Genomic DNA, 24163 nt, shown 5'->3' with positions numbered 1-24163 from the left:
CGAGAGCTTTAAGAGCGAATATAGCAGGAAAGAGCAATCGTTATAATCTCGTTACATTCTTACGTTTCCACTGATAGACCATGAGATTTACCTGTGTATGGAGTCACATATTTTTGGTAACGGGACAGAATCTCGTTGGGTTGTAATGCGCGTCACGTTAGCGTGGGAGGGTCCCACTCTCAAACAACGAGGAGAAATCCGTGCAAGATTCCACTTGGTACGTCGTGGCGATGATTCTCTATCTGCTCGCGATGGCCGCCATCGGTTTCTGGAGCTATAAACAAACAGACCAGTACGACGATTACGTCCTGGGCGGGCGTGGACTCCACCCCTTCGTCGCGGCACTGTCCGCCGGCGCCTCGGACATGTCCGGCTGGCTGCTCATGGGCCTGCCTGGCGCATTGTTCTTAACGGGCATGTCGGAGCTATGGATGGCCATCGGCCTGCTGGTTGGCGCATGGGCCAACTGGAAATGGGTCGCCCCACGCCTGCGCTCCTACTCTGAGATTGCCGGTAACTCGATTACCGTTCCGTCCTTCTTTGAGAACCGCCTGCATGACAAATCCCGCGTGCTGCGCATTCTCTCGGCCGCCATCATCATCTTCTTCTTTACCTTCTATGTCTCTTCCGGCATGGTCTCCGGCGGCCGCTATTTCGAGTCCACCTTCGGCGGCGATTACTTGGTCGGCATGCTGATCGTTGCGGCCGTTACCGTGTTCTACACCTTCGTCGGCGGCTTCCTCGCGGTCTCCTACACCGATACCGTGCAGGGCTTGCTCATGTTCGCCTCGCTCATCATCGTTCCGATCATGGCAATCATGACTTTGGATAATCCTGGCGATATCTTCAGCTTCGCGGCGGAGAATCCTTATGCTTCCGGCGGAGTCATTGAAAACCCTGAGTACTTCTCGCTCTTCTCCGGTGTTTCCGCAGCAGTTATCATCGGCAACCTAGCCTGGGGCTTGGGGTATTTTGGTCAGCCGCACATCATTGTGCGCTTCATGGCGCTGCGCAAGCCTGCCGACGCCCGCGCGGGCCGCTTCTACGGCGTCAGCTGGATGTTCCTTTCCCTGATTGGCGCCATCTTCGTGGCCCTGGCCGGCACGGTATTCTTCACCAACACTGATCACGCCATTACCGATCAGGAAAACTACGAAACCATCTTCCTTGACATGGCCCAGGTCATGTTCCACCCGCTGTTCGCAGGTCTGGTTCTTACTGCGGTTCTGGCCGCCATCATGTCCACCATGTCCTCACAGATGCTCGTGGTTTCCACCTCTCTGATCGAGGATCTGTTCATGATCGTGGCAAAGAAAAAGCCCTCCCAGGACGTTCTCATTAACCTATCGCGTACGGCTGTGGTTGCCATTGCCATCATCGCGACAGTCCTGGCGATTAATCCTTCCGATTCCATCCTGGGCTTGGTCGGCTTCGCTTGGGCCGGCTTTGGTTCCGCATTCGGCCCGCTGGTGCTGCTGTCCCTGTACTGGAAGCGCCTGAACTCCACCGGCGCGATTGCCGGCATGGTGACCGGTGCCATCGTAGCTGTCGGCTGGGGCATGTCTGCGCTTTCCGATGCCCTCTACGAGCTGGTCCCAGGCTTTGCCATCTCCCTAGTGGTCACCGTCGTGGTCTCCCTAGTGACCAAGGCACCAGATACCAAGGTCGTCACCGAGTTCGAGGAAGCTTCCCAGCTGGCCAAGCTTGTTGAAAACAACAAAAACTTGGGCTTCGAGGAAGCAGCAGAGAAGGTACAAAACTAAGCCACTCTTATATCTCCCCACCGGGAACCGCGCACAGCACGGCACAAGTCTAAATAGTCTATGAAGCACTATTTTCTTGCCGGGCTGTGCGCGGTTACTGCGTTGTGGGGCCTAAACCACTTCCTGCCGGGCCCGCCCTTGGGCGTGGCGAAAGCAGATATGCGAGTTCGCATCATCGGCTACGAACGCGAAGCCTTCGGCGGCTGGCTACCCGATACGAAGGACAATGTACGAGATGCCCAGGCCACCGCCTTCGGCCTATACGATCCTTATTCGGGTAAACACAACCCAGCCTCCGTTGAGGTCGACCACGTCTTCCCCCTTTCAGCGGCGTGGGACATGGGCGCCTTCCGCTGGGATAGGCAGCGCAAGACAGCCTTTGCCAATGACCCGCTCAACTTGGTGGCAACTGCAAAAGATCTCAACCAGGACAAGTCCGATTCCCTACCTTCCGAGTGGCTACCGCCTGCCAACCGCTGCGACTACTCCCGCCGGCTTGCGGCCGTGGCACGCAAATATGATTTGCCCCTTCCAGCTGCGGATGTACGGGTAATGCGCAGACAGTGTCGGTTCGATTTCCAGCTCACCACTGACTAAACTTCTTGCGAACCCCAAACTGAAGTGAAAGGCCTCCATGACTAGTCTTCTAGTAATTCTGCACGTCCTCGCAGCAGTGCTGCTCATCGGCCCGGTCTGCGTGGCAACTTCTGCCTTCCCTGGTCAGATGTTTAGCGCCACCAATGGTGAGCACGTAGCAGTCGGTGCAGCGCGCATCCTGCACAAGATCACCAACACTTATGGCTACATCTCCGCCATCGTGCCGGTTCTGGGCGTCGCTGTCTTCCTGACGGACCTCGAAGCCTACAAGTCCGCAGTCCAGTTCCACATCGCGATCCTGCTGGCAGTTATCGCTTGGTGCCTGCTGTTCTTCCTCATCGTGCCGAAGCAGAAGAAGGCCCTCGCTGCTCTCGACGGCGCCCAAGACATGGACGCTGAAGGTCTGAAGAAGCAGCTTTCCGCTTTCTCCGGCATCTTCAACCTGCTGTGGATGATCTGCGCAATCTTGATGTTTGTCTAATCAGCCAACAGCATAAATAGGCCGCGATCCGTGGGGATCGCGGCCTATTTTTGCTGTTGGGGCCTTGCGCTTATTCAGCAAACTGCTTGGCCAGGGAATCGAGCATCAGCTGCGCGGAGAAGTAATCAAGGCGGAAGGTCTCCCCTGGCAAAAAGTAGACCTGCTTATTCTTATATGCCGGTGAAGTGTTGAAGGCTTGTTCCTTTTCCATTGTCGCTTGGGTTTTCTTATCGCCAGCGACGACGATCCAAGATTCGCCTGGCAGACCTTTTTGCACGTTTTCCAAGGACAGCTGGACGATGTCGCCGCGCGACTTGCCCATCGAAGTATCACCCTTTACTTGCTCAGGGATATCCGTCAGCGTGAAGCCAAGTCTTTCCAGGAGCTGCGATTGCGCAGCCTTGTGCGTCAGTGCAGCTGCGCCCGAGCCATCTCCAAAGACGGTTAGCGGCGACACCGCATGATCTGGGACCTTGATGGATTTCGCGACCTTGTCCACTTTCTGGTCGAAGTCCGCAAGAATTTGTTTGGCCTTGTCCTCCTTGCCGGTTGCCTTCGCCAGCATGGTCGTGACGTCTTGCCACGAGGCCTTCGTATAATCCACCACCATCACTGGCGCGATCTTCCGCAGCTGATCCACCTGGTCATAGGCTGAATCGCCGCCATTTTTTGAAACGATGATTAGATCCGGCTCGTAAGGCAGAACGTCTTCTGGGTTTGGTGAAGAATTCGACCACAGCTTTTCAACTCCTTTAGCTTTGGCCTGCTCCGAGTATTGATTGAAAAAGCCCTGATCATCGGACAATCCCTCGATATTGGGCTTGGTCGCGCCCGAGGCCACGACGGGCGCGTCTAGGGCGAGGAGCGAACCGGTCAGTGTCGTCGAGGTCGAGACGATGCGCTGTGGCTGTGCCTCAATCTCGAGGTTGCCGTCATCGGTTTCTACGGTGCGGGGCCACTGCCCCGTCTGCGTCGCTTGCGTCTGAGCCTCAGGTCTTTCCTGCTCACCAGCGTCTTGGCTGCTGCAGCTAACAAGCGCCACGCTGGTAGCTAATACAACCGTTAGCGCCGTAATAGCGTTGAGATGTCGTTTCAATTTTTCTCCTTGAGAAATCGGATGGACTTTGTTTAGGGGTTCGAGATCAGGAATTTGGCTTCAACCGCGGCCTGGGAATGACCATCGGCTCGTGGGTGAGTGGGTCTGGGGTGACAAGGCAGCGCACACCGTAGACATGTTCGAGCAGCTGCTCAGTGACCACCTCACGAGGCGGCCCTTGCCCCACGACGGCTCCGTCTTTCATGACCACCAGATTGGAGGCATAGCGCAGCGCAAGATTGAGATCGTGCAAGACCGCCACCACCGTTCGGCCTTCATTGCACAACTTCTGGCACAGTTCCAAGATGTCGATGTGATGTGCAAGGTCGAGAAAGCTCACCGGCTCATCGAGCAGGATGGTCTCAGTCTGCTGAGCCAACACGAGTGCAAGCCAGACGCGTTGGCGCTGGCCGCCTGAAAGAGCATCTACCTCTCTATCTGCCAAGTCGGCAACACCAGTTTGTGCCATGGCCAGATCTACAGCTTCACGGTCCGCGCTCGACCACTGGCGGAAAAGGCTTTGGTGTGGCGAGCGGCCATGCGCCACCAGTTCACGCACGGTCATCTTCTCTGGCGCCTTGGCATCCTGCGGCAGCAGCCCAAGCCTTCGCGCGAGTTGCCGGGGCGCGGTGGCATAGACTTCCCGCCCATCCAGCACGATGGAGCCTTCGTCAGGCTTGTGTAATCGGGCGATGGCACTGAGCAGCGTTGACTTGCCGCAGGCGTTTGGACCAATGATTGCGGTAAATTCCGCTGCCGGAATCTCCAGCGTCACCGATTCAGAAATCACGTTCTTGCCATAGGTAGTGCGCACTTCGCTCAGCTTTAGTTTTGTCTTCATCTTGTTTCCTTCCGCAGCAACAGACCGAAAAAGTAAAACCCGCCTACTGCAGCAGTGATGACTCCCACGGGTAGTTCGGAAGCCCAGACCTGCCCCATGACATCGGCGCCTAGGAGCAACGTTGATCCGACGGCAGCCGCCGGAACAACTGGGGTGTTACAACCGGTAAGCTGTTTCGAAATATGAGGAGCTAGTAACGCAATGAACGCGATGGGGCCCGCGGTTGTAGTCGCGATGGCGACCATGAGCGTTGCCAAGATAACCAACCAAGCGCGTTCCGTGTTAACGCGCATACCGAGTGTGCTAGCGCGTTGCTCCCCCAGTGCTAAAAGGTGCAGCTGGCGCTGCGCACACAGCAGGAGGAGCATCACCACCCCGCCAGCGGCGAGAGCAACGGTCACTTCCTTCCACTCGACTGCGGTAAGCGTTCCCGTAATAGCACGAGCCGCGCCATAGGCGGCATCGCTATCGGCCTGGAGCAGGAGCCAGCGATTTAAAGAGCCCAGCATCGCCGACAGCGCGATGCCGGCCAAAATCAGGCGCACACCGCCAAAGCCTCCTTTGCTGGACAAAGCAAAGATCACTGCCCCGGCTAGGGTTCCGCCCACCATTGCCGCGAAGGAAGAACCAAGGATGCTGCCGCCAAAGACGAGGACGCTCACCAAGATTCCCGTCTGTGCGCCCATGGAAAACCCGATGATGTCCGGGCTGCCCAAGGGGTTGCGAGTTATCGTTTGGAAAACAACACCCGACATACCCAACAGCGCTCCTACCACGATGCCCGCAAGGATGCGCGGTAGACGCCACTCCACTATCACCAAGCGAGCGCGCTTTTCCCCGCCTCCGCTAAGAACTTCCCACAAGTCCGCAAATCCATAACTAGCGGTACCAACGCGTAAAGCGACAAGGCTCAATGCCAATAGAAGTATGGAACATGCTAAACAAACGCCCCAACTGCGGAAATGGACAATGACCGAGTACTTCCCCGTTCCTACTCGCCACTGACCTTTCGGCAGACCACCTCGCTGTATTAGGTGTGACATGTCAGCTCCGAGTCTTCATTCGAGTTGCCATAAAGAACAAGAAGGGCGCTCCGACAAAGGCAGTAAGGACACCCACTGGGATCTCGGAGGGCCTGGCGATGACGCGGCCCAGGATGTCTGCAGTGAGCATCAAGCACGGTCCGAATACCAAGCACAAGGAGATGGTCCAGGCAAGGTGTGAGCCCATCAGCCATCCCGCCCACAGTGGGACCATGAGCCCCACGAAGCTGATGGGGCCAGCAATCGCAGTTGCGGCAGCACAAAGCAAGGTCAGCCCCACCAAGGCAAGGCCTCGGGTTCGCACCACATCGGTGCCCAAGGCGGCAGCGACGTCGTCGCCAAGCGCCATGTTTGAAAGCTGCGGGATCGTTGCAAAGATGATGACGAGCCCAGCGGCGAGCGGTACCGCAAACCACCACAGGTTGACGTCGTTGCGAGTTAGCGCGCCCACGTCCCAGTAGCGAAACGTTTGAAATGCATCTTCGCGCAACAACAATAGTGCCGAAACGACGCCGCCGGACGCGGCGGAAAAGGCGGCGCCAGCGAGCACCAGCCGCACGGGCGAGGCACCGCCAACGAAGTACACCAAAGTCGCAGCGCCGGCCGCGCCCACCGCAGCGAGGAGAAATTGCATGTGGGCACTATCAGCGCTACCCAAGCACGCACCCACCACGATGGCGAGCGAAGCCCCAGAGTTGACGCCCAGTAAGCCTGGGTCTGCCATCGGGTTCCTAGTAATCACCTGCATTACTGCACCTGCGACTGCAAGGGCTAGTCCCACGAGCACGCCCACCACCGTCCGCTGCAGACGCAACCCATTGACGTTGTAGCTTTCACCGGAGCCATCAGGATGAAGGAGCAAGTGCCACACGTTGGCTAGCGGAATGTGGGATGAACCGATAGCTAAAGAAGCAAAACACAACAAGGCAAGAATTGCGCAGGTCAGCACTAAGACGGCAATACGCCGAACTGTGAGCACGAGGCAAACCTCCCACCGAACTAAAGTAACCCATCATTTATCTAGGTGATGCTATACTAACTCGTTATGTTATCCGAAATTAGCCTTCTTAGTGCAGCTCAGCGCATTGATTTCGATTGGGACGAAGTTAATCCCGAAAAGGTCTATGCGCGTTACCAGGTGCTTTCGCACACCGATGACCAAGCGGTTGTACTCATCGCTTCGCCTCACGACGCTTACGTTTTCTTCGACACAATCACTCACGTCCATCGCGAAGACCTCGAGCATTTCCGGCTACGGCCTTACCGCGACTGGTTCGTCGGCGCTTTCGCGCTACCGCGCGGTCTCGTAATGAGTGCCGGGCTAATTCCTGCAGACAAGCCAATTTCAACCGAACGGGAGCAATGGATTAAACACATTGAAACTGCCACAGCACTCGACCAAGAATCCGAGAGGGTGGGAAACCTTACTTGCCTGCGCGTGCCAGCGTCTGGTGAAGTTCCGGCCGCGCCTTATCCCGTTCGCAAGCCCCAACACCACACGCTTTTCGATATTGCCGCCCCCGACGGCCACCGCTTTAGTGTGGAGGCCTGGGCTGATATCACCGGCGGCCCTTCGCTTCTGTTGCTCACAGATGGCAACAGGTACGTAAACTCCTACCCGTTCGCGCCGCAGTGCAGCACCGCATATTTCAGCACCACGAATGCGCAAGACCGCGGCACCTTGCTGTGCAACGCGGCGGTGCTTGAGCCTTTTCTCGCCGATCAGTTGCTTCCCTGGCTGCATGGTCTCGGGGTAAATATGCGACCTGCGGACACCGCCATCGCCGGCGCTTCCTTCGGCGGGCTCGCCGCCGCTCGCACCGTGCGCAGGCGTCCGGACCTGGTAGAAAATGCCATCGTGCAGTCGGCGTCCTTTTGGTTTGATCCAGAAGAACTTGCGGCTTGGCAAAAGCCGCTTGCCGGGCCACCGCGGCGAATCTTCCATGAGATTGGCACCCTAGAGACCGCATTGAGTTCCAGCACCCCCACGAAAAAGGATTCCATGGGCAGTGTCAATCAAGAGTTCGCGCGTTGCTTGCAGTCACCTCACCAGGTATCGCGCCAATTCGTCGGCGGCCACGATTATGCCCCATGGCGCGAAGGCATCATCGCGGGCATACAGCATTTGAAGTTGCGCTAAAACGGCGAAACCGCCGTCCCCCCATTCTCCCTGGTTTGCTGCACCTCTAAGGTACCGCGGAAGAAAAAGGACGGCGGTAACGCTTTGCGCGTGTTAGTCGCGCCAACCGCCACGACGGTCATCACGGTCACGGTAGCCACCACGGCCACCCCGTCCGCCACGGTCGTCACGGCGCCCACGGCCTCCGCGACGATCATCACGGTAACCACCACGGCCGCCGCGTCCGCCACGGTCATCGCCATCGCGGCGCGGCGGGCGGCCGGTGTCCTTGGCGATGTTAATCAGCTGGCCGGAGATGCGTGTGTCCTTCAGACGGTCCAGCACTGCGCGGTCAAGGTTCTTCGGCAGGTCAACCAGAGTGTGGCCCACTGCAATGGTGATGCGGCCAAAGTCCTTGGAGGACAAGCCACCCTCGTTGGCCAGCGCACCGACGATGGCGCCTGGGCGCACGTTCTGACGCTTGCCGACGTCCAGGCGGTAGGTCTCAAAGTCACCGTCCGGGCGGCGCGGGCCACGGTCACGATCGCGGTCGCGGTCACGGAAGCCGCCACGTCCACCGCGGTCGCGGCGATCCCCACGATCAAAACGGTCGCGGTCACGGCGGTCGCGCTTCGGCGCTGGCTGCTCCTTGAGCAGGAAGTCCTTGCCGCCCTGCAGCTGGACTGCAAGCGCTGCGGCGATGTCATCCATGGCAACGTTGTTCGCTGCAGAGTACTCGCGAACCATGTCGCGGAAGAACTCGAACTGCTTCTCACCCAGGGACTCGCCGATCTTGGCCAGGAATTTTTCCTTGCGCTTCTCGTTGACCTCGTCAGCGGAAGGCAGGTCCATTTCCTCGAGGCGGGCGTTAGTTACGCGCTCGATGGAGCGCAGCATGCGGCGCTCACGCGGGGTGACGAACAGGATCGCCTCACCGGTACGGCCTGCACGGCCGGTACGGCCAATGCGGTGCACGTAAGACTCGGTGTCGTTCGGGATGTCGTAGTTGACCACGTGGGTGATGCGCTCAACGTCCAGGCCACGAGCGGCGACGTCGGTAGCCACGAGGATGTCCAAGCGGCCATCCTTGAGCTGGTCAACGGTGCGCTCACGCTGCTGCTGGGCGATGTCGCCATTAATGGCAGCCGCGTTATAGCCAGCGTCGCGCAGATTGTCAGCGACCTCTTCGGTCTCGTGCTTGGTGCGGCAAAAGACGATGATGGCGTCGTACTCGATGACCTCGAGGATGCGGGTGAAGGCATCCATCTTCTGACGGTGTGGGGTCAAAAGGTAGCGCTGCGTGATGTTGTCATTGGTGCGGCGCTCAGACTTAACAGTAACCTCAGCAGGATCGTTGAGGTACTGCTTAGACAGGCGGCGGATGGAGTTCGGCATCGTTGCCGAGAACAGCGCGACCTGCTTTTCTTCCGGAGTGTCTTCCAGGATGCGCTCAACGTCTTCCTGGAAGCCCATGTTCAGCATCTCATCTGCCTCGTCGAGGACTAGGAAGCGCAGCTGGGAAATATCCAGGGAGCCCTTCTCTAGGTGGTCGATGACGCGGCCCGGGGTGCCGACGATGATCTGGGCGCCACGGCGCAGACCAGAAAGCTGAATGCCGTATGCTTGACCACCGTAGATTGGCAGCACCTCGATGCGACCCAGGTGATCAGCAAAGGACTGGAAGGAGTCCGCAACCTGCAGGGCAAGTTCACGCGTTGGGGCGAGAACCAGTGCCTGTGGGTGGCGTACTTCTGGGTCGACCTGGGATAGAACCGGCAGCGCGAAAGCTGCGGTTTTTCCGGTACCCGTCTGGGCGAGGCCCACGACGTCGCGGCCTTCCATCAGGATCGGGATGGTTTGTTCCTGGATTGGGGATGGCTGGGTAAAGCCGACCTTCGCAACGGCGTGCTGAACATCGTCAGGCAGGCCGAGAGTTGCAAACCCCTGGGAATTGTCATTGGCTGAAGTATTTTCAGCGCCGGTGTCCTCAGGGTTATTCGCAGCCCCGGTGGTTTCAACTTCACCTTGCGAGATTTCCTGAGATTCCGACTTATTGATTTCTTCCGGCTCGTTCACGCCGCCGGTGGCGTTATCGGTAATGCTCATTGCTTGCTCCACAGTACGTTATACAAACCCCCTACCGCCATCGATCGAGCTAAAAGCGCTTTAAAGGTGCCAACAAACACACCATCTATCCCATTACCTAACGGTCACACTCACCCAATTGCATAGTCAACCTTCCCCCCGCATTTGCGTACAATCACGCCCATGACCGTCTCCGCTCGCCTCCTGCCGCACCACCTGCGCCACGCCACGCTGGCTGCGCTGGCAACCACCGCCCTAGCGCTCAGCCTTGGCGCCTGCGACACAGCAAAAGAAGAGACAGGCAAGGACGAGCAGACTAGCGACGCCCTGCACTACGTCGCGTTGGGCGACTCTTATGCCTCGATGGGCACCCGCGGCGCCCCACACACCGGGCCAGGATGGTGTGCACGGGCGAGCGACAACTATCCGTCACAGTTACAGCAGATGAAGGGGCTCGCGCTTGACGACGTCACGTGCCAAGGCGCCCTAACCGACCACGTCCTGGGGCCACGTGCGGACCTTCCACCGCAGTTGGACGCCGTGGACACCACGACCGACATCATCACCTTGTCCATCGGCGGCAATGACGCCGGCTTCGGCGTGCTGACAAGCTGCGCCATGAACACCAGCGACCTGAATTGCGCCGAGCTCCACGGCGGGGAGATCGACCAAGCCCTGGCGGCACTGCCTGCCAAGCTAGACGACGTCTACGCCGGCATCCACCGCAAGGCCCCACAGGCCAAGATTTTCGCGACCGCCTATATGCCACTTCTTGCAGCGACGGATAACGAAAGCAATTGCCCCGCGATTGAAAAAGTCAGCGACGTCGACCGTCTTTGGCTGATGCAAAAGATTTCGCAGATCAACTTGGAAGTCGAGCAAGCAGCCCACCGCGCCGGCGCGCAGTTCATCGTGCCACCGGGCACCGAACTGCACACCGGCTGCGCCCCCGTTGCGGAGCGTTGGGTCGACCTCGCAGGGACGGAAACTGGGGCCTACCCCATGCATCCCACCCATGAAGGGCAGTCAGCGATGGCACATGCCATCGCCGAGCACCTTTAGAACGCAGGTTTTCCTGCGACAAACGTACGCCACGTCATGGGCATACCCGGGCGATAAGCCAGGTGAATGGCGCTCGGTGCATCGAGCACATGAAGATCGGCCGCAGCGCCTTCAACAATCGTGCCCTTTGCCGGACGCCCCTGCGCATCTAGGCCTCCACCAACATCGTGCCTGCGAAGAGCTTTAGCGCCACCAAACGTCGCTGCTCGGACAGCCTCGTCTAGAGATAGACGCTGCTGCAACACCGCCGTAGTAACACAAAAATTCATCGAGGAGGTATAAGACGTTCCCGGATTCAGATTAGAAGCGATAGCAACGGTGGCGCCTGCATCAAGCAGACGACGCCCTGGAGCTAGCGGCTCGCGAGTGGAAAGATCGCAGGCAGGAAGCATGGTAGCGACGGTCTCGGAGTTGGCTAAAGCCTCAATGTCGGCATCGCTCAAATAGTTAACGTGGTCGACTGAAGCGGCATCCAGCTCAACCGCGAGTTGAACACCGGGCCCCTCACCCAACTGATTACCGTGTACACGCACGCCTAAGCCACGTTCCTTACCAGCAGCAAGAACCCGCCGAGACTGCGTCTCATCAAACGCGCCTCGCTCACAGAACACGTCAATCCAATTCGCATAGTCTGCGACGCCGTCAAGCATCGGGCCTACGACCTCATCCAAATAGTCATCAGCATCCGCGCCTGGTGGAACAAGGTGCGCGCCGAGAAAAGTGACGTCATCTGCGTACTTGGATGCTACCCGCGCAGCTAGCACTTCGGATTCGGTGTTGAGGCCGTACCCAGTCTTTGTCTCGACGGTCGTAGTACCGCCTCGACGGGCCGCTGCAATGCGCTCGACCAGAAGCTGCTCGAGTCGGCTTTCGCCAGCAGAGCGAGTGGCATCCATAGTGACTGCAATGCCGCCTGCTTCATAAGAGCCACCGCTCATGCGGGCCTCGAATTCGGCGGAGCGGTCTCCATCGAAAATCATGTGGGTATGCGAATCGACCCAACCGGGCAAAACTGCTCGCCCACCGCAATCCACGATGTCGTCAGCGGCCGGTGCTTGAGACCGCTGCCCCACCCACGAAACCACACCATCGGTGACGACGATGGCGGCGTCGTCAAGCGTTCCGGCTTCACTAACCGTGTGTAATTCGGAGATTCCAGTAAACAGGGTGCTCATCTAAAGCGTCCTTTCTGGGTTTGACCAACCCGTATGTGGTGCCGTCTGCTAGTCGCGAGCTCGAAATTCCATCGGAATGCGTACGCCGCGCTCATCAGCTACTTCCTTCGCGCGAGTGTATCCGGAATCGACGTGGCGGATAACGCCCATGCCCGGGTCGTTGGTGAGGACCGCGCGCAGCTTGGCGGCGGCCAACTCGGTGCCGTCGGCCACGGAGACCTGGCCCGCGTGGATGGAGCGGCCCATGCCCACGCCGCCGCCGTGGTGAAGGGACACCCAGGTAGCACCGGAAGACACAGCGGTCATGGCGTTAAGCAGTGGCCAGTCGGCCACGGCATCGGTGCCATCGAGCATCGCCTCGGTCTCGCGGTATGGGGAGGCCACGGAGCCGGAGTCCAAGTGGTCGCGGCCGATGACAATAGGAGCCTTGATTTTGCCCTCGCGCACCAGGTCGTTGAAGAGCAGGCCGGCCTTGTGGCGCTCGTTATAACCCAGCCAGCAAATACGTGCCGGCAGTCCCTCGAACTCGACGTACTCCTCTGCTGCGTCGAGCCAGTTGTGCAGGTGCTCGTTGTCTGGGAAGAGCTCCTTGAGTGCTTGGTCGGTGACCTTGATGTCCTCTGGATCGCCGGAGAGGGCAGCCCAGCGGAATGGGCCCAAGCCTTCACAGAAGAGTGGGCGGATATATGCCGGGACGAAGCCTGGGAATTCGAAAGCGCGCTGGTAGCCGGCCTTGCGAGCCTCGTCACGAATGGAGTTGCCATAGTCAAAGACCTCAGCGCCCTCATCCTGGAATTCAACCATCGCTTGAACCTGAGCAGCCATGGACTCGCGGGCCTTCTTAGTGAAGGTGGTTGGATCCGCCTTAGCCTCGTTGTGCCAGTCTTCCACGGTGATTTTAGAAGGCAGGTAGGACAAAGGATCGTGGGCCGAGGTCTGGTCGGTGACGATGTCGACGGTAAATTCCCCGGCGCGCTGGCGGCGCAGAATCTCCGGGAATACCTCGGCGGCGTTGCCTACCAGGCCTACGGATAGCGGCTTCTTGTTTTCCTTGGCGTCAAGAACCAGCTTGAGTGCTTCATCTAGGTCGGTGACAACCTCATCGAGGTAACGCTTATGCTGGCGGCGCTTTAGGCGGGTTTCATCAACGTCCACGATGAGGCAGGCACCACCGTTAAGGGTGACAGACAGCGGCTGTGCGCCACCCATGCCGCCGCAGCCACCGGTCAGGGTGAAAGTGCCGGCCAGGGTGCCGCCAAAACGCTTCTTCGCTACGGCCGCGAAGGTCTCAAAGGTGCCCTGCAGGATGCCCTGGGTAGCGATGTAGATCCAGGAGCCGGCCGTCATTTGGCCGTACATCATGAGGCCCTCGTCCTCGAGCTCACGGAAGTGCTCCCAGTTGGCCCAGTCCCCCACGAGGTTGGAGTTTGCGATGAGCACGCGGGGTGCCCACTCATTGGTCTTCCAGATGCCGACCGGCTTACCCGACTGGACGAGCAGGGTCTCGTCGGACTCGAGATCCTTAAGGGACTCTACGATGGCATCGAAGGCTTCCCAGCTGCGCGCTGCACGGCCGGTGCCGCCGTAGACCACGAGATCCTCGGGGCGCTCGGCTACCTCCGGGTCGAGGTTATTCATGAGCATGCGCAGGGGCGCTTCGGTCTGCCAGGACTTGGCGGACAGTTCGGTTCCGCGCGGTGCGCGTACTTCGCGTGGTTGAGACATGGTGAGGATTCCTTTCGCTTGTGCTTTTCGACGCCCTCCCAAGCCCCCTAGGCCGGTATCCCGGGGCTGTCCCCGAGGACTTGTTCAGCGTCACATGTCATAAAGTACTGTGACACAGCTCTGTGTACCATGCCACATTAGCCCTAACTGTCTCGTATATGAGACACATGCGGGATGATCTATGACGGCCTGCATGCGCCGGTTTATCCCCCTCTTTTCTGCGGCCCTCCTCGCCGCTTGATCCACCCACGCGGGCCAGCGGGCTATGGCCGATGCGCTACGCGCTGCCCTCTAGTCCGGCGCGCGCGGCGTCGTCGGAGCCGGGCACGCGCATCTCGAATTTTTCAGTGACCACGGTGTAGTCAAAGTAGCCCATGCGCGCGATGGGCTAAATCTTGAGGATGTCAAGCTTGCCTTCCTCATCGATGACAGATTCATCGATATGGATGGTTTTACATCCGCCACCACGAGGTCGATGCTGCCCACCTTGGAATTACCAGGCACGCGCAGCGTGGTCTTGTACTGGCACTCGAACTTCACCGGCGATTCTTTCACCATGGGAATGCGGTAATTGTCCGCGTATTCCTTGGTTACGGAAAGGCGGTCCCACTCGCTGTCGCCATAGTCGAGCACCTGGGCGGATTTATTGACTTCCTCGCGTAGATCATAGGTGGCCATATTCCACACGAACCAGCCGGTCTCCTCCGCGTTAAGCACCGTGTCCTTGCGGCGACCATCCGGGTACTGGTTGGCCGAAAACATCACCATGGGTGGATCGAAGGTGAGGTTTTGCCACTGACTATAGGGCGCGATGTTTTCGCGGCCCTCACCATCCACGCTGGAAAGCCATCCAATGGGGCGCGGTACCGTGCTGGCTTTAAAAGGGGAAAACGGCAAGGGGTTGGGCTCAGATTGCGGGCGCCAAGAGATGGTCGACATATTAACCACGCAGCTTTCCGGTAGCATTCTCGACGGCTTCGACAAGCGCGCCCTCCTTGACTAGGCGCACGGTCTCCTCGATTTCCGGAGAGAGGTAACGGTCCACACCTGGCCCCTTGACGGTTTCGCGCAGCTTGGCGATCACCGCGCCGGTTCCCTTAGCCGGGGCACCCTCGCGCATGTCGATGGCGCGGGCGGCGGTGAGGATCTCAACGGCCAGCACGCGCTGCAGGCCATCGACGGCCTTGCGCAGCTTGCGAGCCGCGGACCAGCCCATAGACACGTGGTCTTCCTGCATGGCAGAAGAAGGAATGGAATCGGCCGAAGATGGGTTGGCCAGGCGCTTCATTTCGCTCACGATGCCGGCCTGGGCGTACTGGGCAATCATGTGGCCGGAGTCAACACCGGGGTCGTCGGCAAGAAATGCGTTCAGCCCGCGGTTGCGTGCCGGGTCCAGGAAGCGGTCGGTACGGCGCTCGGAAATCGAGGCCAAATCCGCGGTGACAATTGCCAGGAAGTCGAGCGCATAGGCCACCGGCGCGCCGTGGAAGTTACCATTGGAGACCACGCGGCCATCCTTGGTCACCACCGGATTATCCACCGCGGCAGCCAGCTCGCGTTCAGCCACCTGGGCAGTGTGGGTCAACGTATCGCGGAAACCGCCGGCGACCTGCGGGGCGCAGCGCACGGAGTAGGCATCCTGTACCTGATTCTTCTTGAACTCCTCGAGCGCGGCTTCCAAGATCTGTGACCCCTCGGCCACCTGGAGGATATTGGCCGCGGCATCGGCCTGGCCCGGATGTGGGCGCAACTGCTGCAGGTCATCTGCAAAGACAACGAGGGTACCCAGCAGGCCCTCCACGGTCATGGCGGTGGCAATATCGGCGGTCTTTGCGGCCGCGCGCAGGTCAGTAATGGCCAGGCAGAGCTGGCCGAGCATGCCATCGGTGCCGTTGATGAGCGCTAGGCCTTCCTTCTCGCGCAGCTGCAGCGGCTCGATGCCAGCTGCGGCCAAGGCTTCGCCCGCATCCTGCAGCTCGCCGTTTACCCGCACCTCGCCTTCTCCCAACAGGGCCAGTGCACAGTGAGCAAGCGGCGCCAAATCTCCGGAGCAGCCCAGCGAGCCATAGTCGCGCACCACCGGCACAATGCCGGCATTGAGGGCCTTGGCATACGTTTCCACCACTACGGGGCGCACGCCAGTGCGGCCGGTGCACAGGGTGGACAGGCGCAGCAGCATCAGTGCGCGGATGACTTCTTCTTCTACTTCCGGGCCGGTGCCCGCAGCATGCGAACGTACCAGGGAAAGCTGCAGCTGGGCGCGCATCTCTTCCGGGATATGACGGCGGGCCAAAGCGCCGAAACCGGTGGAAATCCCGTAGACGGGGGTCGGATCCTGCGCGAGTTCTTCAATGCGCTCGCGGGTAGCGGCCACCTCTGCTAGCGCTTCGGGAGCAATCTCCACCTGCGCGCCATAACGGGCAACGGCAACGACGTCCTCGATGCTCAGCGCGCCGACATTTACGGTCACGGTAGTTGGGTAGGCGTTAGGCATGGCAAAAACTCCTTTAAAAGGGATCAACAATTTCAATGTGTCGCGCGACAGCCTAACGCGATGAATGTATGCTACCTCACTTTTTATGATTGCGGTACATTTTAGCCGCCATCTTGTCCGATACCTCCAGCAAAGCTCGAATAGCGGCGTCTACCTTCGTATCCGGCGTCCCTACCGGATACGTCACCGCCACCGCCGCCGCTGGGCGGTCCAAATGATCCAGGATGGGTACCGCCACAGAGGCCTGACCGCGAGTAATTTCTTCAATCTCTTGGTCCCACCCGCGTGCAGCTACCAAACCCAAGCGTTCTTTCAACGCGGCAAAGCCGCTACCTCCCGCAGTATCAAAGGCGGCGCGCACCTCCGCATCAGGCAGATGCGCCAGCATCACACGCCCGGATGCCGTCTTATGTGCTTGCAGGCGCACGCCCACCTCGGTCACCAAGGAAGTAGCCCCGGCCGCACGCACCTCCTGCAGATACAAAATTTCCGATCCAGCCATACGTGACAGATGCCCCGATCCACCCACCAGCGCCGCACACTGTTCCAAGTCCCGAGTAGCCATGCGCACCAAGGGCTGCTGCGTTACATAGGCCGAGGCCATGGAATACGCCGCCAACCCCAGGCCATAGGTCTTATGCTCCGGCAAATGGGCTACAAAACCAGCATCAACCATCTCCGCCAGCAGGTGGTACGTAGATGAGCGCGGCAGGTTGAGCTCACCTTGGATGCGGGCGGCAGAAATAGGGACGTCGATCGTGGATAAAAGCTTGAGGATCTCCATCGCGTGACGCGCCGCGGGGACTCTGTTGGTACTCACGCTTAGTGATTGTAGGCAGAGTTTCCTGCCACATGCCGCGGTTTTACCTAACATCGAAGACCATGAACACTGAAACAGCTGAACTTTTCACCCCCGCCCCCGAATGGTCCGGCCGCTCCGATGGCCCGGGACCAGAGCATGCTCGCTGGCATAGCGTTATCAATCAGTCCGCCACTTCCCCAGCCCCAGTGACTCTCTTGGGTTTTGCTTCCGACGAGGGCGTGCTGCGTAATGGTGGGCGCCAGGGTGCAGCCGCAGGCCCAGCCGCGCTGCGTTCCGCGCTTGGCTCCTTGGCGGTGCACCATGAGCATGCGCTTGCCGACGCCGGCACGATCACCACACAGGCCGATGACCTCGAGGGTGCCCACGACGCCCTTTCCGATAAGGTGCAAGAACTCGTCGCGGCCGGCACCCTCCCCATCATCCTGGGCGGCGGGCACGAAACCGCCTTCGGCTCCCACCGCGGCCTGTATCGCGCGGTAGGCGCCACCAAGATCATCAATCTCGACGCCCACTTCGATCTCCGCCGCGCGGACCAGGCGACCTCCGGCACCCCGTTCAAGCAGATTTCGGAGCTTAGCGATGACTTTGATTACACCGTGCTGGGCATCTCCCGCCCCAATAACACCAAGGTGCTTTTTGATGAAGCCGAATCTCTCGGCGTGGCCATCACTTTGGATGAAGAGCTAACCAACCTCACCCCGGCCGAGTGCGGCGAACTTGCAGCCCGCGCCACCGAGGGCAAGGACAAGGTTCACTTGTCCATCGACCTCGATGTCCTGCCGGCTTCTACCGCGCCGGGCGTATCCGCCCCGGCATCTCTGGGCGTGAGCTATGAGCGTATCCGCGCCATGGCCGTAGCAATTGCGCGGACGGGCAAGCTGGCTCTGGTGGACGTCGTCGAGCTCAATCCCACCTTTGACATAGATAACCGCACCGCCAAAGCAGCCGCGCGGCTTATCGATGACATCGTGACGGCCCACCTCACTAGCTAAACGCCAACGGCGTTGGGGTTTACCCGGGCCGTGCAGTTTATCAGGTAGCTTTCTTACTCATCCAACGTTGGACTCCCCACCACATAGCAGGAGTAAAGGCAACAGCGATGAGCCAGTAGACAAGCCAGAAGCTACCCGCTAAGCCAGTCACCACAATGCCTATGAGCAGCAAAAGCGCTGCGCCAGCACTCGCAACCACACACTTTGTGAAACTGCGCCTGTCCGCATGAGCACTTTCTCGGGGTGCAACTCCAGAAACCTTCCGGTCTACGAATCCAATAATGTCTTTGCCGAAGACAACAGAGAAAGAAATATAAAAGGCCGCGAATCCGTGCATGAACTCGGCCCTACCGCCTTGGCTCAGGCTCACGTAGAAAAATACTAAGAGCAGCAGGTCGATGATTGGGGTCGCGGCCATAAGTATCAAACCGAGTTTGCGCAGATTAAACACGTAGCGCAAGAGGCAGCCAGCCACTAAGCAAAGCCAAAAGGCTACCTCAGCTGCGATAGTGGCTATAAGCATCATTGCCCTCCAGCGATATAGATCCTCTAACCCGTCTTGGGTTTAACCTATCAAAACAGCAGGTGGGCAATCGGGGTGGCGATAAGAATGGTCAGCGCGACACGCTCAAACCAAATGATGACCAAGTGAGTCAGCTTCACCGGAATCTTGGTTGCCAGGATGCACGGCACCAATGCGGAGAAGAAAATAATGGCAGAGACTGCCACCACGCCGATGACGAACTTGAGCACCATGCTGTCGCTGCCTGCCACTGCGGTGGCGGGCAGGAACATCTCCGCAATTCCCATGGCCGCGCCCTTGCCCGCTAGTACCGGCTCCGGAAGCCGCGCTACCCACGCAAATGGGTAGAACAGGTAGCCAATCCACTCGAAGATGGGCGTAAAGCGCGCAAGCAGCAGTCCGATGAGACCCACCGACATAATGGACGGCACGATTGCTGCCGCCATGCGCACACCATCGCGCAGGTTCTCCCAGATGGACTCCCACAACGACGGTGCGCGTTGTAGCGCCAACATCGCCTCGCGCCACGCGTTTTTGATGCGCGAGCCTTCCACCGGCTTTTCCGGATCTGGGTGCGCGTCCGCAAAATACTCGTCTGGAATGGTGCGCAGCGGCGGAATCCGCACGGTAATGGCGGTAACCACAAAAGTCACGATGAGCGTGACGATGAAGTATGTGCCCCATACCTTCATCAAGTCGAGCTGCTTGGCCACGATGACCATGAAGGCCGCAGAGACCGTCGAAAAGCCGGTGGCAATAATCGCTGCCTCACGCCCGGTGTATCCGCCCTTTTGGTAGACGCGGTCCGTGACCAAAATTCCCAGTGAATATGAGCCCACGAACGAGGCCACTGCATCAATAGCAGAGCGTCCCGGCGTCTTCCACAACGGTCGCATGATGGGCTGCATGAGCACGCCGACGAACTCCAGCAGGCCAAAGCCAATGAGAAACGCTAGGAACGCACCACCAATAGGCACGATGAGGCCTACCGGAATGGCAATCGAGTTCCACAGGAACGGCACCAAGTCCTCGTCACCGAGCACCCACGGCAGCGCGTCGATGACCATAAGAAACGAGATCACCGCACCGACAACATTGAGCACCGCAAAGACTGCCTGAAGCGCGCTTTCTTTAAATGCGCCGGTAATAAAACTCCGCACCGTTCCGTACACGGCCAAGGCAAAGATAATCCACGGCACCGCCGCCGGAATCCCCTCACGCACCATGGTGACCATGTGGTCCAAAGGAATAGAGCGCTTATCCTGATACGTCACCGGCAGGAAGAATACGAATGCGCCAATCGCGCTATATAAAAAGAGTTTCCACCGTCCCCCAGGCTGCGGAATTTCCCCGTCATGACTCTGGTGGGAGGAGTAAACCGATTCGGTAGAAGTCACAGTAAAACCGTCCCCTCAAGCTTGCATACAAAATTCAAGCCCGCGCGACAGCCTTTACGCGAACATTGGGAATATGTTAGCTAAGTTACAGACTGCTGTCTACACGTTTTCGAGATCCAAGGCACAATAGAGTCATGTCTAAACCCATTCGCGTTGTGGGCGCCGTCTTCGTCGATGAAGAACGCACACAGCTTTTAGCCTTCCGCAAGAAGCCCGGCACTTCCCTTGCTGGCATGTGGGAATTTCCCGGCGGCAAGATCGAACCCGGCGAAACACCAGAGCAAGCACTCGCGCGCGAACTTAAGGAAGAACTCGGCATTTCAGCCACCGTCGGTGAAAAGGTAACGACAACCGTTCACCATTACGATTTCGCCACCATCGAGCTCACCACCTTTTACTGCACCACCACCGCCTCCCTGCTAGCCGACGACCTCAGCCTCACCGACCACGACGATACGAAATGGGTTACCTCCACAGAGGCCGCGCATCTTACTTGGGCTCCCGCAGATATCCCTGCGGTAGAAGCTATTGCTTCTAGTCACAGCTAAGAAAGGAATCCACCCGCGGACTTGACCAACTAGATAGGCCCCCGAGCAAGCCCTCGCCCGTGAGCTTCACGAAGAGCTCGGTATCGAAGCCACCATCGGCGAGAAGGTCACCACCACCGTGCACGAGTACAAGTTCGCCACCATCGAGCTGACTACTTTTCGCTGCACCACCGAGGCCAACCTGACAACCGAAGGCCTCGCCCTCACCGACCACGACGCTACCCACTGGGTCACCCCAGACAAAGCCCAAGAACTAGAGTGGGCGCCGACCGACATTCCGAGCCTTAAACTCTTAGGCCTGGGATAACGAAACTCCGGTATGTGTCAGACTCCAGCATTTGCTGTATCTTAATTCCAGCTTCAAAGACTTCCATCTGGTGCTCAATCATGTATTCAACAATCGAATAAGTAGTTTTTCCACCATTGGTCGCGTTTCCTGGATATCCTGGGCGTGCAGTTAATAAGTCGTAGTATTTTCGCTCGACTCCATTAACATTACGGAATTTCGTGTCCTCTTCACCTGGCTCAATTTCAGGGTGGACGGCGCATCTACGCAGTAGACTCGAGAGCTTTTCCATTTCCGAACGCGGCGACGTGTTCGGCCACCCATACTTGATCCCGATCGCAGCCACTACCAAGATCTCATCTCGATGCCAGGGCACTCGCGTCGTTTTCATGCAATTACACCTCTTAAGGGAACAAGCGTTCGTAAAATTATATGGAATGTCCGCCAACTCGCTATGCTCTCAACAGAGAATCAACACAGACACTTTATTAATCAAACCATTATCACACGATGATTGTTTACGTTTTCACGCTCAGAAAGGAACCGGCTCGATGGCTACCTCACGCCTCCACTCATTCGAGATTTGCGCTGGCGCTGGCGGCCAGGCTTTGGGCTTAGAACAGGCAGGTTTCCATCACGCAGCGGTCGTCGAAATCGATAATTGGGCCGCTGAAACTCTCCGCCAGAACCGCGGAACTGAAGGACCTCTTGGAAAATGGAATGTCCATGAAATGGACGTCCATAACCTGGATGGTAGGCCATGGAGAGGGAAAATCGACCTATTTGCTGGCGGAGTTCCATGCCCTCCTTTTTCAATAGCAGGTAAGCAACTTGGCGCCGACGATGAACGCGACCTCTTTCCACAGGCGCTACGTCTGATCAACGAAATTGATCCACGTGCTGTGCTTCTAGAAAACGTTAAAGGGCTCGGTCAAAAACGGTTTGACTCCTACCGAGATCAAATAATCGATCAGCTTGAAGAAATGGGGTACACCGCCTTTTGGAAACTTCTCCAAGCAGCTGATTATGGAGTGCCGCAGCTTCGACCAAGGTTCATCCTTGTCGCTTTAAAGGACGAATTTGCCAACTATTTTGCCTGGCCGAAAGTAGTTAAATCACACATGCCGGTGGGAACAGCACTTCTCCCGCTAATGGCAGAAAATGGTTGGCCTGGAGCTGAAGCTTGGGCTCGAAACGCAAACACAGTGGGCCCGACTCTTGTGGGCGGAAGCAAAAAACATGGTGGCCCAGATGTAGGGCCAACGCGTGCTCGAGAAGCCTGGAAGAAACTCGGAATTAAGGGCTCCTCTATCGCCGAATCACCGCCAGCTGCTGATTTCACAACAGACCCCGAACAAGAAATGCCGCGTTTGACGGTACGAATGGGTGGTGTCATCCAAGGTTTCCCCGAAGACTGGAAGTGGGCCGGTGGGAAAACCGCACAATGGCGGCAGGTTGGCAATGCCTTTCCTCCGCCGGTGGCCAAGGCACTCGGCGAACGCATAAAGTTCGCGCTGCGAAAGAAACCAATTCCGAAGTCTCTAGAACCTGCAACACCAACCCGTGTCAACCAGCTGAGTCTGATTTAAAATTGGCAAGGTGATTGCCAAGATTCAACCTGACACGATTTCTATACAGCTAGCGGCTGCATTCAAAGAGCAAGACCCCACGGGAGAACGCCTCGGACGTGTCTTCCGCGAGTCTTTCGACCAGATTTATGATGGTCAACATACTGGACGTTTCGCCATTAGCCAGCTCAGTAAGACCGAATCTGCTCACCTCGGCTCAATAGTCGAAATCAACATTCGCCGAGAATTCGACGGCTTTATCGGCGACGGTGAGGTGATGGATTTCGACATCGAGGGCTTCGAAGTTGACTGCAAGTACTCGAAACAGAAGTTTGGCTGGATGATCCCTATCGAGGCTCTCGGGCATCATGGAATGCTTTGCCATGCCGACGATGAGCAGGGAACTTTTCGAGTGGGATTCGCTTTTCTCGATTACTCAATTCTGACTAGAGGCAGCAATCGCGACGGCAAGCGCTCGATTTCCGCCGCTGGTCGCAGCGCAATTCAATGGCTTTTCCTAGACGAAGCTTTTCCGCCGAACACCCTCCTACAACTCAGCGAGGACGACCGAGCAAAGATTTTCTCTTCAAGTTCCGGAGCTCAGCGCCTCAATGAATTGTTCAGAATTGCTCAAGGCATCATAGTCCCACGTGGCATCATCGCCACTGTCGCGCAGCAAAAGGACTATATGAAGCGTATTCGATACAACGGAGGCTCTCGTTCTGCTCTACAGCCTGAGGGGATCGTGATCCTTGGAGATTACCTCAAGCACCAGAAAATTGCCGCCGAATTAGGCCTGCCAATCCCCAAAGACGGTGATTCACTATCAACGCGATTAGTTAAGTGTGAGAAAAGCTTCGAGGGCTCTAAAACCTATATCGATGATTCTTACTGGCGAATTGCAACACCAACCGATGCAGTCGAACCAGCCCCGACACTCCCATTCAAGTAGACGTCTAAACTCCGGTCCTGATGTAGTGACGCCCATTGAATCGATTTACGATCCGCGACTCAACATTAACCAGCCCCAACAGCGCAGCAGTCAGAGCTTCTGTCCCTAGCCAAGCATTCACTACGGTTTGAGAAATACTCAAATCTACGGGGGACTCAGCTTCTTCTAGCGCCTCTGGACTAATTGTTCGAGCACCATTCAGCTTTTTCCCATGCATCACCTTGGACACTGCTTCACTTTCGTATGCAGATTTCACGATTTCCATGACTTCTTCATACGGAGCGTGACCATACTGCTCCTGCCAATACTTAAACTCATTTTGGAAAAGCGGAAAATACAAATTCAGATGTAAAACGCCTTTACCCGTTCCACCATTATTAGTTCTGAACCTTTCGTTTGGTTCGAACCTCGCTGCGAGGAACCGAACCTCGAATGGAAAATCGTCATCCCATGAAACCTTTGAGATGCCATCGGATTTCGCTCGACGCACACCGGTTTTGTCCCCATCAATAGATTCTGACAGAACGGCCGTGTCGCCTTGTCCTCCAGTTGCTTCGTTTGTGCTGAGAGCGGCTTGTTGGTAGGGGTGTTGC

Annotated in this window: 22 protein-coding genes and 1 pseudogene; 10 read left to right on the top strand and 13 right to left on the bottom strand. The window is 57.9% G+C overall.

The annotated features are described in order from the left end of the window. Window positions 1-200 precede the first annotated feature (200 nt). Genes putP through HMPREF3158_RS09380 form a run of 3 tightly spaced genes read left to right on the top strand, consistent with a single transcriptional unit; the run spans window position 201 to window position 2841 of the window. The gene (gene putP, locus HMPREF3158_RS09390; protein WP_070498298.1) at window positions 201-1763 is read left to right on the top strand and encodes a sodium/proline symporter PutP; all 1563 of its coding nucleotides are present in this window, start codon (window positions 201-203) and stop codon (window positions 1761-1763) included. Between the two features lie 60 nt (window positions 1764-1823). After that, window positions 1824-2360, top strand: a complete 537-nt coding sequence (locus HMPREF3158_RS09385; protein WP_070498295.1) for an HNH endonuclease family protein — start codon at window positions 1824-1826, stop codon at window positions 2358-2360. 37 nt (window positions 2361-2397) lie between these two features. After that, complete coding sequence (locus HMPREF3158_RS09380; protein WP_070498293.1) at window positions 2398-2841, top strand: DUF2269 domain-containing protein; 444 nt, start codon at window positions 2398-2400, stop codon at window positions 2839-2841. A 70-nt stretch (window positions 2842-2911) separates the two neighbouring features. Here HMPREF3158_RS09380 and fepB read toward each other — a convergent pair whose 3' ends face one another. The 4 genes from fepB to HMPREF3158_RS09360 are packed head-to-tail and all read right to left on the bottom strand — an operon-like array spanning window position 2912 to window position 6770. After that, entirely contained in the window at window positions 2912-3937 is a 1026-nt protein-coding gene (gene fepB / locus HMPREF3158_RS09375) for a Fe2+-enterobactin ABC transporter substrate-binding protein (protein ID WP_062035394.1), read from the bottom strand. 46 nt (window positions 3938-3983) lie between these two features. Next, a complete protein-coding gene (locus HMPREF3158_RS09370) occupies window positions 3984-4778 on the bottom strand; it encodes an ABC transporter ATP-binding protein (protein WP_062035396.1) in 795 nt (264 codons plus the stop codon). Further along, window positions 4775-5821, bottom strand: a complete 1047-nt coding sequence (locus HMPREF3158_RS09365; RefSeq protein ID WP_062035398.1) for a FecCD family ABC transporter permease — start codon at window positions 5819-5821, stop codon at window positions 4775-4777. The genes HMPREF3158_RS09370 and HMPREF3158_RS09365 overlap by 4 nt, the downstream gene beginning before the upstream one ends. A 1-nt stretch (window position 5822) precedes the next feature. Continuing rightward, window positions 5823-6770: a FecCD family ABC transporter permease gene (locus HMPREF3158_RS09360; protein ID WP_070498290.1), complete on the bottom strand. Its 948-nt coding sequence runs from the start codon at window positions 6768-6770 to the stop codon at window positions 5823-5825. 96 nt (window positions 6771-6866) lie between these two features. Between HMPREF3158_RS09360 and HMPREF3158_RS09355 the strand changes: the two genes are divergently transcribed. Continuing rightward, a complete protein-coding gene (locus HMPREF3158_RS09355; protein WP_070498287.1) occupies window positions 6867-7961 on the top strand; it encodes an alpha/beta hydrolase in 1095 nt (364 codons plus the stop codon). A 93-nt stretch (window positions 7962-8054) separates the two neighbouring features. Here the strand turns inward: HMPREF3158_RS09355 and HMPREF3158_RS09350 are convergent, their stop codons facing one another. Continuing rightward, the gene (locus tag HMPREF3158_RS09350; protein ID WP_070498284.1) at window positions 8055-10046 is read right to left on the bottom strand and encodes a DEAD/DEAH box helicase; all 1992 of its coding nucleotides are present in this window, start codon (window positions 10044-10046) and stop codon (window positions 8055-8057) included. Between the two features lie 162 nt (window positions 10047-10208). Here HMPREF3158_RS09350 and HMPREF3158_RS09345 point away from each other — a divergent pair, with 162 nt between their 5' ends. Next, the gene (locus HMPREF3158_RS09345; RefSeq protein ID WP_070498281.1) at window positions 10209-11087 is read left to right on the top strand and encodes an SGNH/GDSL hydrolase family protein; all 879 of its coding nucleotides are present in this window, start codon (window positions 10209-10211) and stop codon (window positions 11085-11087) included. Here HMPREF3158_RS09345 and hutI read toward each other — a convergent pair. From hutI to HMPREF3158_RS09320, 5 genes are all read right to left on the bottom strand, one after another. After that, on the bottom strand, window positions 11084-12262 hold the full coding sequence (gene hutI, locus HMPREF3158_RS09340) for an imidazolonepropionase (protein WP_061921860.1): 1179 nt from the start codon (window positions 12260-12262) through the stop codon (window positions 11084-11086). The genes HMPREF3158_RS09345 and hutI overlap by 4 nt on opposite strands. 48 nt (window positions 12263-12310) lie before the next feature. After that, window positions 12311-13987 (bottom strand): urocanate hydratase, encoded by a 1677-nt coding sequence (hutU, locus tag HMPREF3158_RS09335; RefSeq protein WP_070498278.1) that lies wholly within the window; start codon window positions 13985-13987, stop codon window positions 12311-12313. Between the two features lie 291 nt (window positions 13988-14278). After that, window positions 14279-14926: a flavin reductase family protein gene (locus HMPREF3158_RS09330; RefSeq protein WP_210386643.1), complete on the bottom strand. Its 648-nt coding sequence runs from the start codon at window positions 14924-14926 to the stop codon at window positions 14279-14281. Between the two features lies 1 nt (window position 14927). Then, window positions 14928-16481 carry a histidine ammonia-lyase gene (gene hutH / locus HMPREF3158_RS09325; protein ID WP_070498275.1) on the bottom strand — a complete coding sequence of 518 codons (1554 nt, stop codon included), beginning with the start codon at window positions 16479-16481 and terminating at the stop codon, window positions 14928-14930. A 76-nt stretch (window positions 16482-16557) separates the two neighbouring features. Further along, window positions 16558-17265: an IclR family transcriptional regulator gene (locus HMPREF3158_RS09320; protein ID WP_062039021.1), complete on the bottom strand. Its 708-nt coding sequence runs from the start codon at window positions 17263-17265 to the stop codon at window positions 16558-16560. A gap of 98 nt (window positions 17266-17363) precedes the next feature. On the opposite strand from HMPREF3158_RS09320, the gene hutG reads away from it, so the two are divergent. After that, complete coding sequence (hutG, locus tag HMPREF3158_RS09315) at window positions 17364-18296, top strand: formimidoylglutamase (protein ID WP_062039024.1); 933 nt, start codon at window positions 17364-17366, stop codon at window positions 18294-18296. A gap of 40 nt (window positions 18297-18336) precedes the next feature. On the opposite strand, the gene HMPREF3158_RS09310 is transcribed toward hutG, so the two are convergent. Both HMPREF3158_RS09310 and HMPREF3158_RS09305 read right to left on the bottom strand, forming a co-directional pair. Next, a complete protein-coding gene (locus tag HMPREF3158_RS09310; protein ID WP_235591287.1) occupies window positions 18337-18771 on the bottom strand; it encodes a hypothetical protein in 435 nt (144 codons plus the stop codon). 98 nt (window positions 18772-18869) lie between these two features. Further along, on the bottom strand, window positions 18870-20216 hold the full coding sequence (locus HMPREF3158_RS09305) for a YjiH family protein (protein ID WP_061921843.1): 1347 nt from the start codon (window positions 20214-20216) through the stop codon (window positions 18870-18872). 134 nt (window positions 20217-20350) lie between these two features. Between HMPREF3158_RS09305 and HMPREF3158_RS09300 the strand changes: the two genes are divergently transcribed. From HMPREF3158_RS09300 to HMPREF3158_RS09280, 4 genes and pseudogenes are all read left to right on the top strand, one after another. After that, complete coding sequence (locus HMPREF3158_RS09300) at window positions 20351-20764, top strand: (deoxy)nucleoside triphosphate pyrophosphohydrolase (RefSeq protein ID WP_061921839.1); 414 nt, start codon at window positions 20351-20353, stop codon at window positions 20762-20764. A 52-nt stretch (window positions 20765-20816) separates the two neighbouring features. Then, window positions 20817-21071, top strand: a pseudogene (locus tag HMPREF3158_RS09295) (NUDIX domain-containing protein); the annotation flags it as partial. 530 nt (window positions 21072-21601) lie between these two features. Beyond that, window positions 21602-22639, top strand: coding sequence for a DNA cytosine methyltransferase (locus HMPREF3158_RS09285; RefSeq protein ID WP_061921833.1), 1038 nt, complete (start codon window positions 21602-21604; stop codon window positions 22637-22639). Between the two features lie 10 nt (window positions 22640-22649). After that, window positions 22650-23570 (top strand): NaeI family type II restriction endonuclease, encoded by a 921-nt coding sequence (locus HMPREF3158_RS09280; RefSeq protein ID WP_062035412.1) that lies wholly within the window; start codon window positions 22650-22652, stop codon window positions 23568-23570. 4 nt (window positions 23571-23574) lie between these two features. On the opposite strand, the gene HMPREF3158_RS12985 is transcribed toward HMPREF3158_RS09280, so the two are convergent. Then, window positions 23575-24163: hypothetical protein (locus HMPREF3158_RS12985; protein WP_168161763.1), on the bottom strand; the 589-nt coding region annotated here is incomplete at its 5' end.

Origin of the sequence: Corynebacterium sp. HMSC06G04 (assembly GCF_001807365.1) — a bacterium.
In the GTDB taxonomy this organism is placed as follows: domain Bacteria; phylum Actinomycetota; class Actinomycetes; order Mycobacteriales; family Mycobacteriaceae; genus Corynebacterium; species Corynebacterium simulans.
This window is presented reverse-complemented; position numbering and strand designations above follow the sequence as displayed.

What these genes read in the sequence shown, in the direction of transcription:
- HMPREF3158_RS09330 (WP_210386643.1), bottom strand. Translation starts at nt 14,926, where the DNA reads ATGTCGACCATCTCTTGGCGCCCGCAATCTGAGCCCAACCCCTTGCCG.
- hutG (WP_062039024.1), top strand. Translation starts at nt 17,364, where the DNA reads ATGAACACTGAAACAGCTGAACTTTTCACCCCCGCCCCCGAATGGTCC.
- HMPREF3158_RS09345 (WP_070498281.1), top strand. Translation starts at nt 10,209, where the DNA reads ATGACCGTCTCCGCTCGCCTCCTGCCGCACCACCTGCGCCACGCCACG.
- hutU (WP_070498278.1), bottom strand. Translation starts at nt 13,987, where the DNA reads ATGTCTCAACCACGCGAAGTACGCGCACCGCGCGGAACCGAACTGTCC.
- HMPREF3158_RS09350 (WP_070498284.1), bottom strand. Translation starts at nt 10,046, where the DNA reads ATGAGCATTACCGATAACGCCACCGGCGGCGTGAACGAGCCGGAAGAA.
- HMPREF3158_RS09385 (WP_070498295.1), top strand. Translation starts at nt 1,824, where the DNA reads ATGAAGCACTATTTTCTTGCCGGGCTGTGCGCGGTTACTGCGTTGTGG.
- hutI (WP_061921860.1), bottom strand. Translation starts at nt 12,262, where the DNA reads ATGAGCACCCTGTTTACTGGAATCTCCGAATTACACACGGTTAGTGAA.
- HMPREF3158_RS09355 (WP_070498287.1), top strand. Translation starts at nt 6,867, where the DNA reads ATGTTATCCGAAATTAGCCTTCTTAGTGCAGCTCAGCGCATTGATTTC.
- HMPREF3158_RS09365 (WP_062035398.1), bottom strand. Translation starts at nt 5,821, where the DNA reads ATGTCACACCTAATACAGCGAGGTGGTCTGCCGAAAGGTCAGTGGCGA.
- HMPREF3158_RS09380 (WP_070498293.1), top strand. Translation starts at nt 2,398, where the DNA reads ATGACTAGTCTTCTAGTAATTCTGCACGTCCTCGCAGCAGTGCTGCTC.
- HMPREF3158_RS09300 (WP_061921839.1), top strand. Translation starts at nt 20,351, where the DNA reads ATGTCTAAACCCATTCGCGTTGTGGGCGCCGTCTTCGTCGATGAAGAA.
- HMPREF3158_RS09370 (WP_062035396.1), bottom strand. Translation starts at nt 4,778, where the DNA reads ATGAAGACAAAACTAAAGCTGAGCGAAGTGCGCACTACCTATGGCAAG.
- hutH (WP_070498275.1), bottom strand. Translation starts at nt 16,481, where the DNA reads ATGCCTAACGCCTACCCAACTACCGTGACCGTAAATGTCGGCGCGCTG.
- HMPREF3158_RS09285 (WP_061921833.1), top strand. Translation starts at nt 21,602, where the DNA reads ATGGCTACCTCACGCCTCCACTCATTCGAGATTTGCGCTGGCGCTGGC.
- HMPREF3158_RS09320 (WP_062039021.1), bottom strand. Translation starts at nt 17,265, where the DNA reads ATGGAGATCCTCAAGCTTTTATCCACGATCGACGTCCCTATTTCTGCC.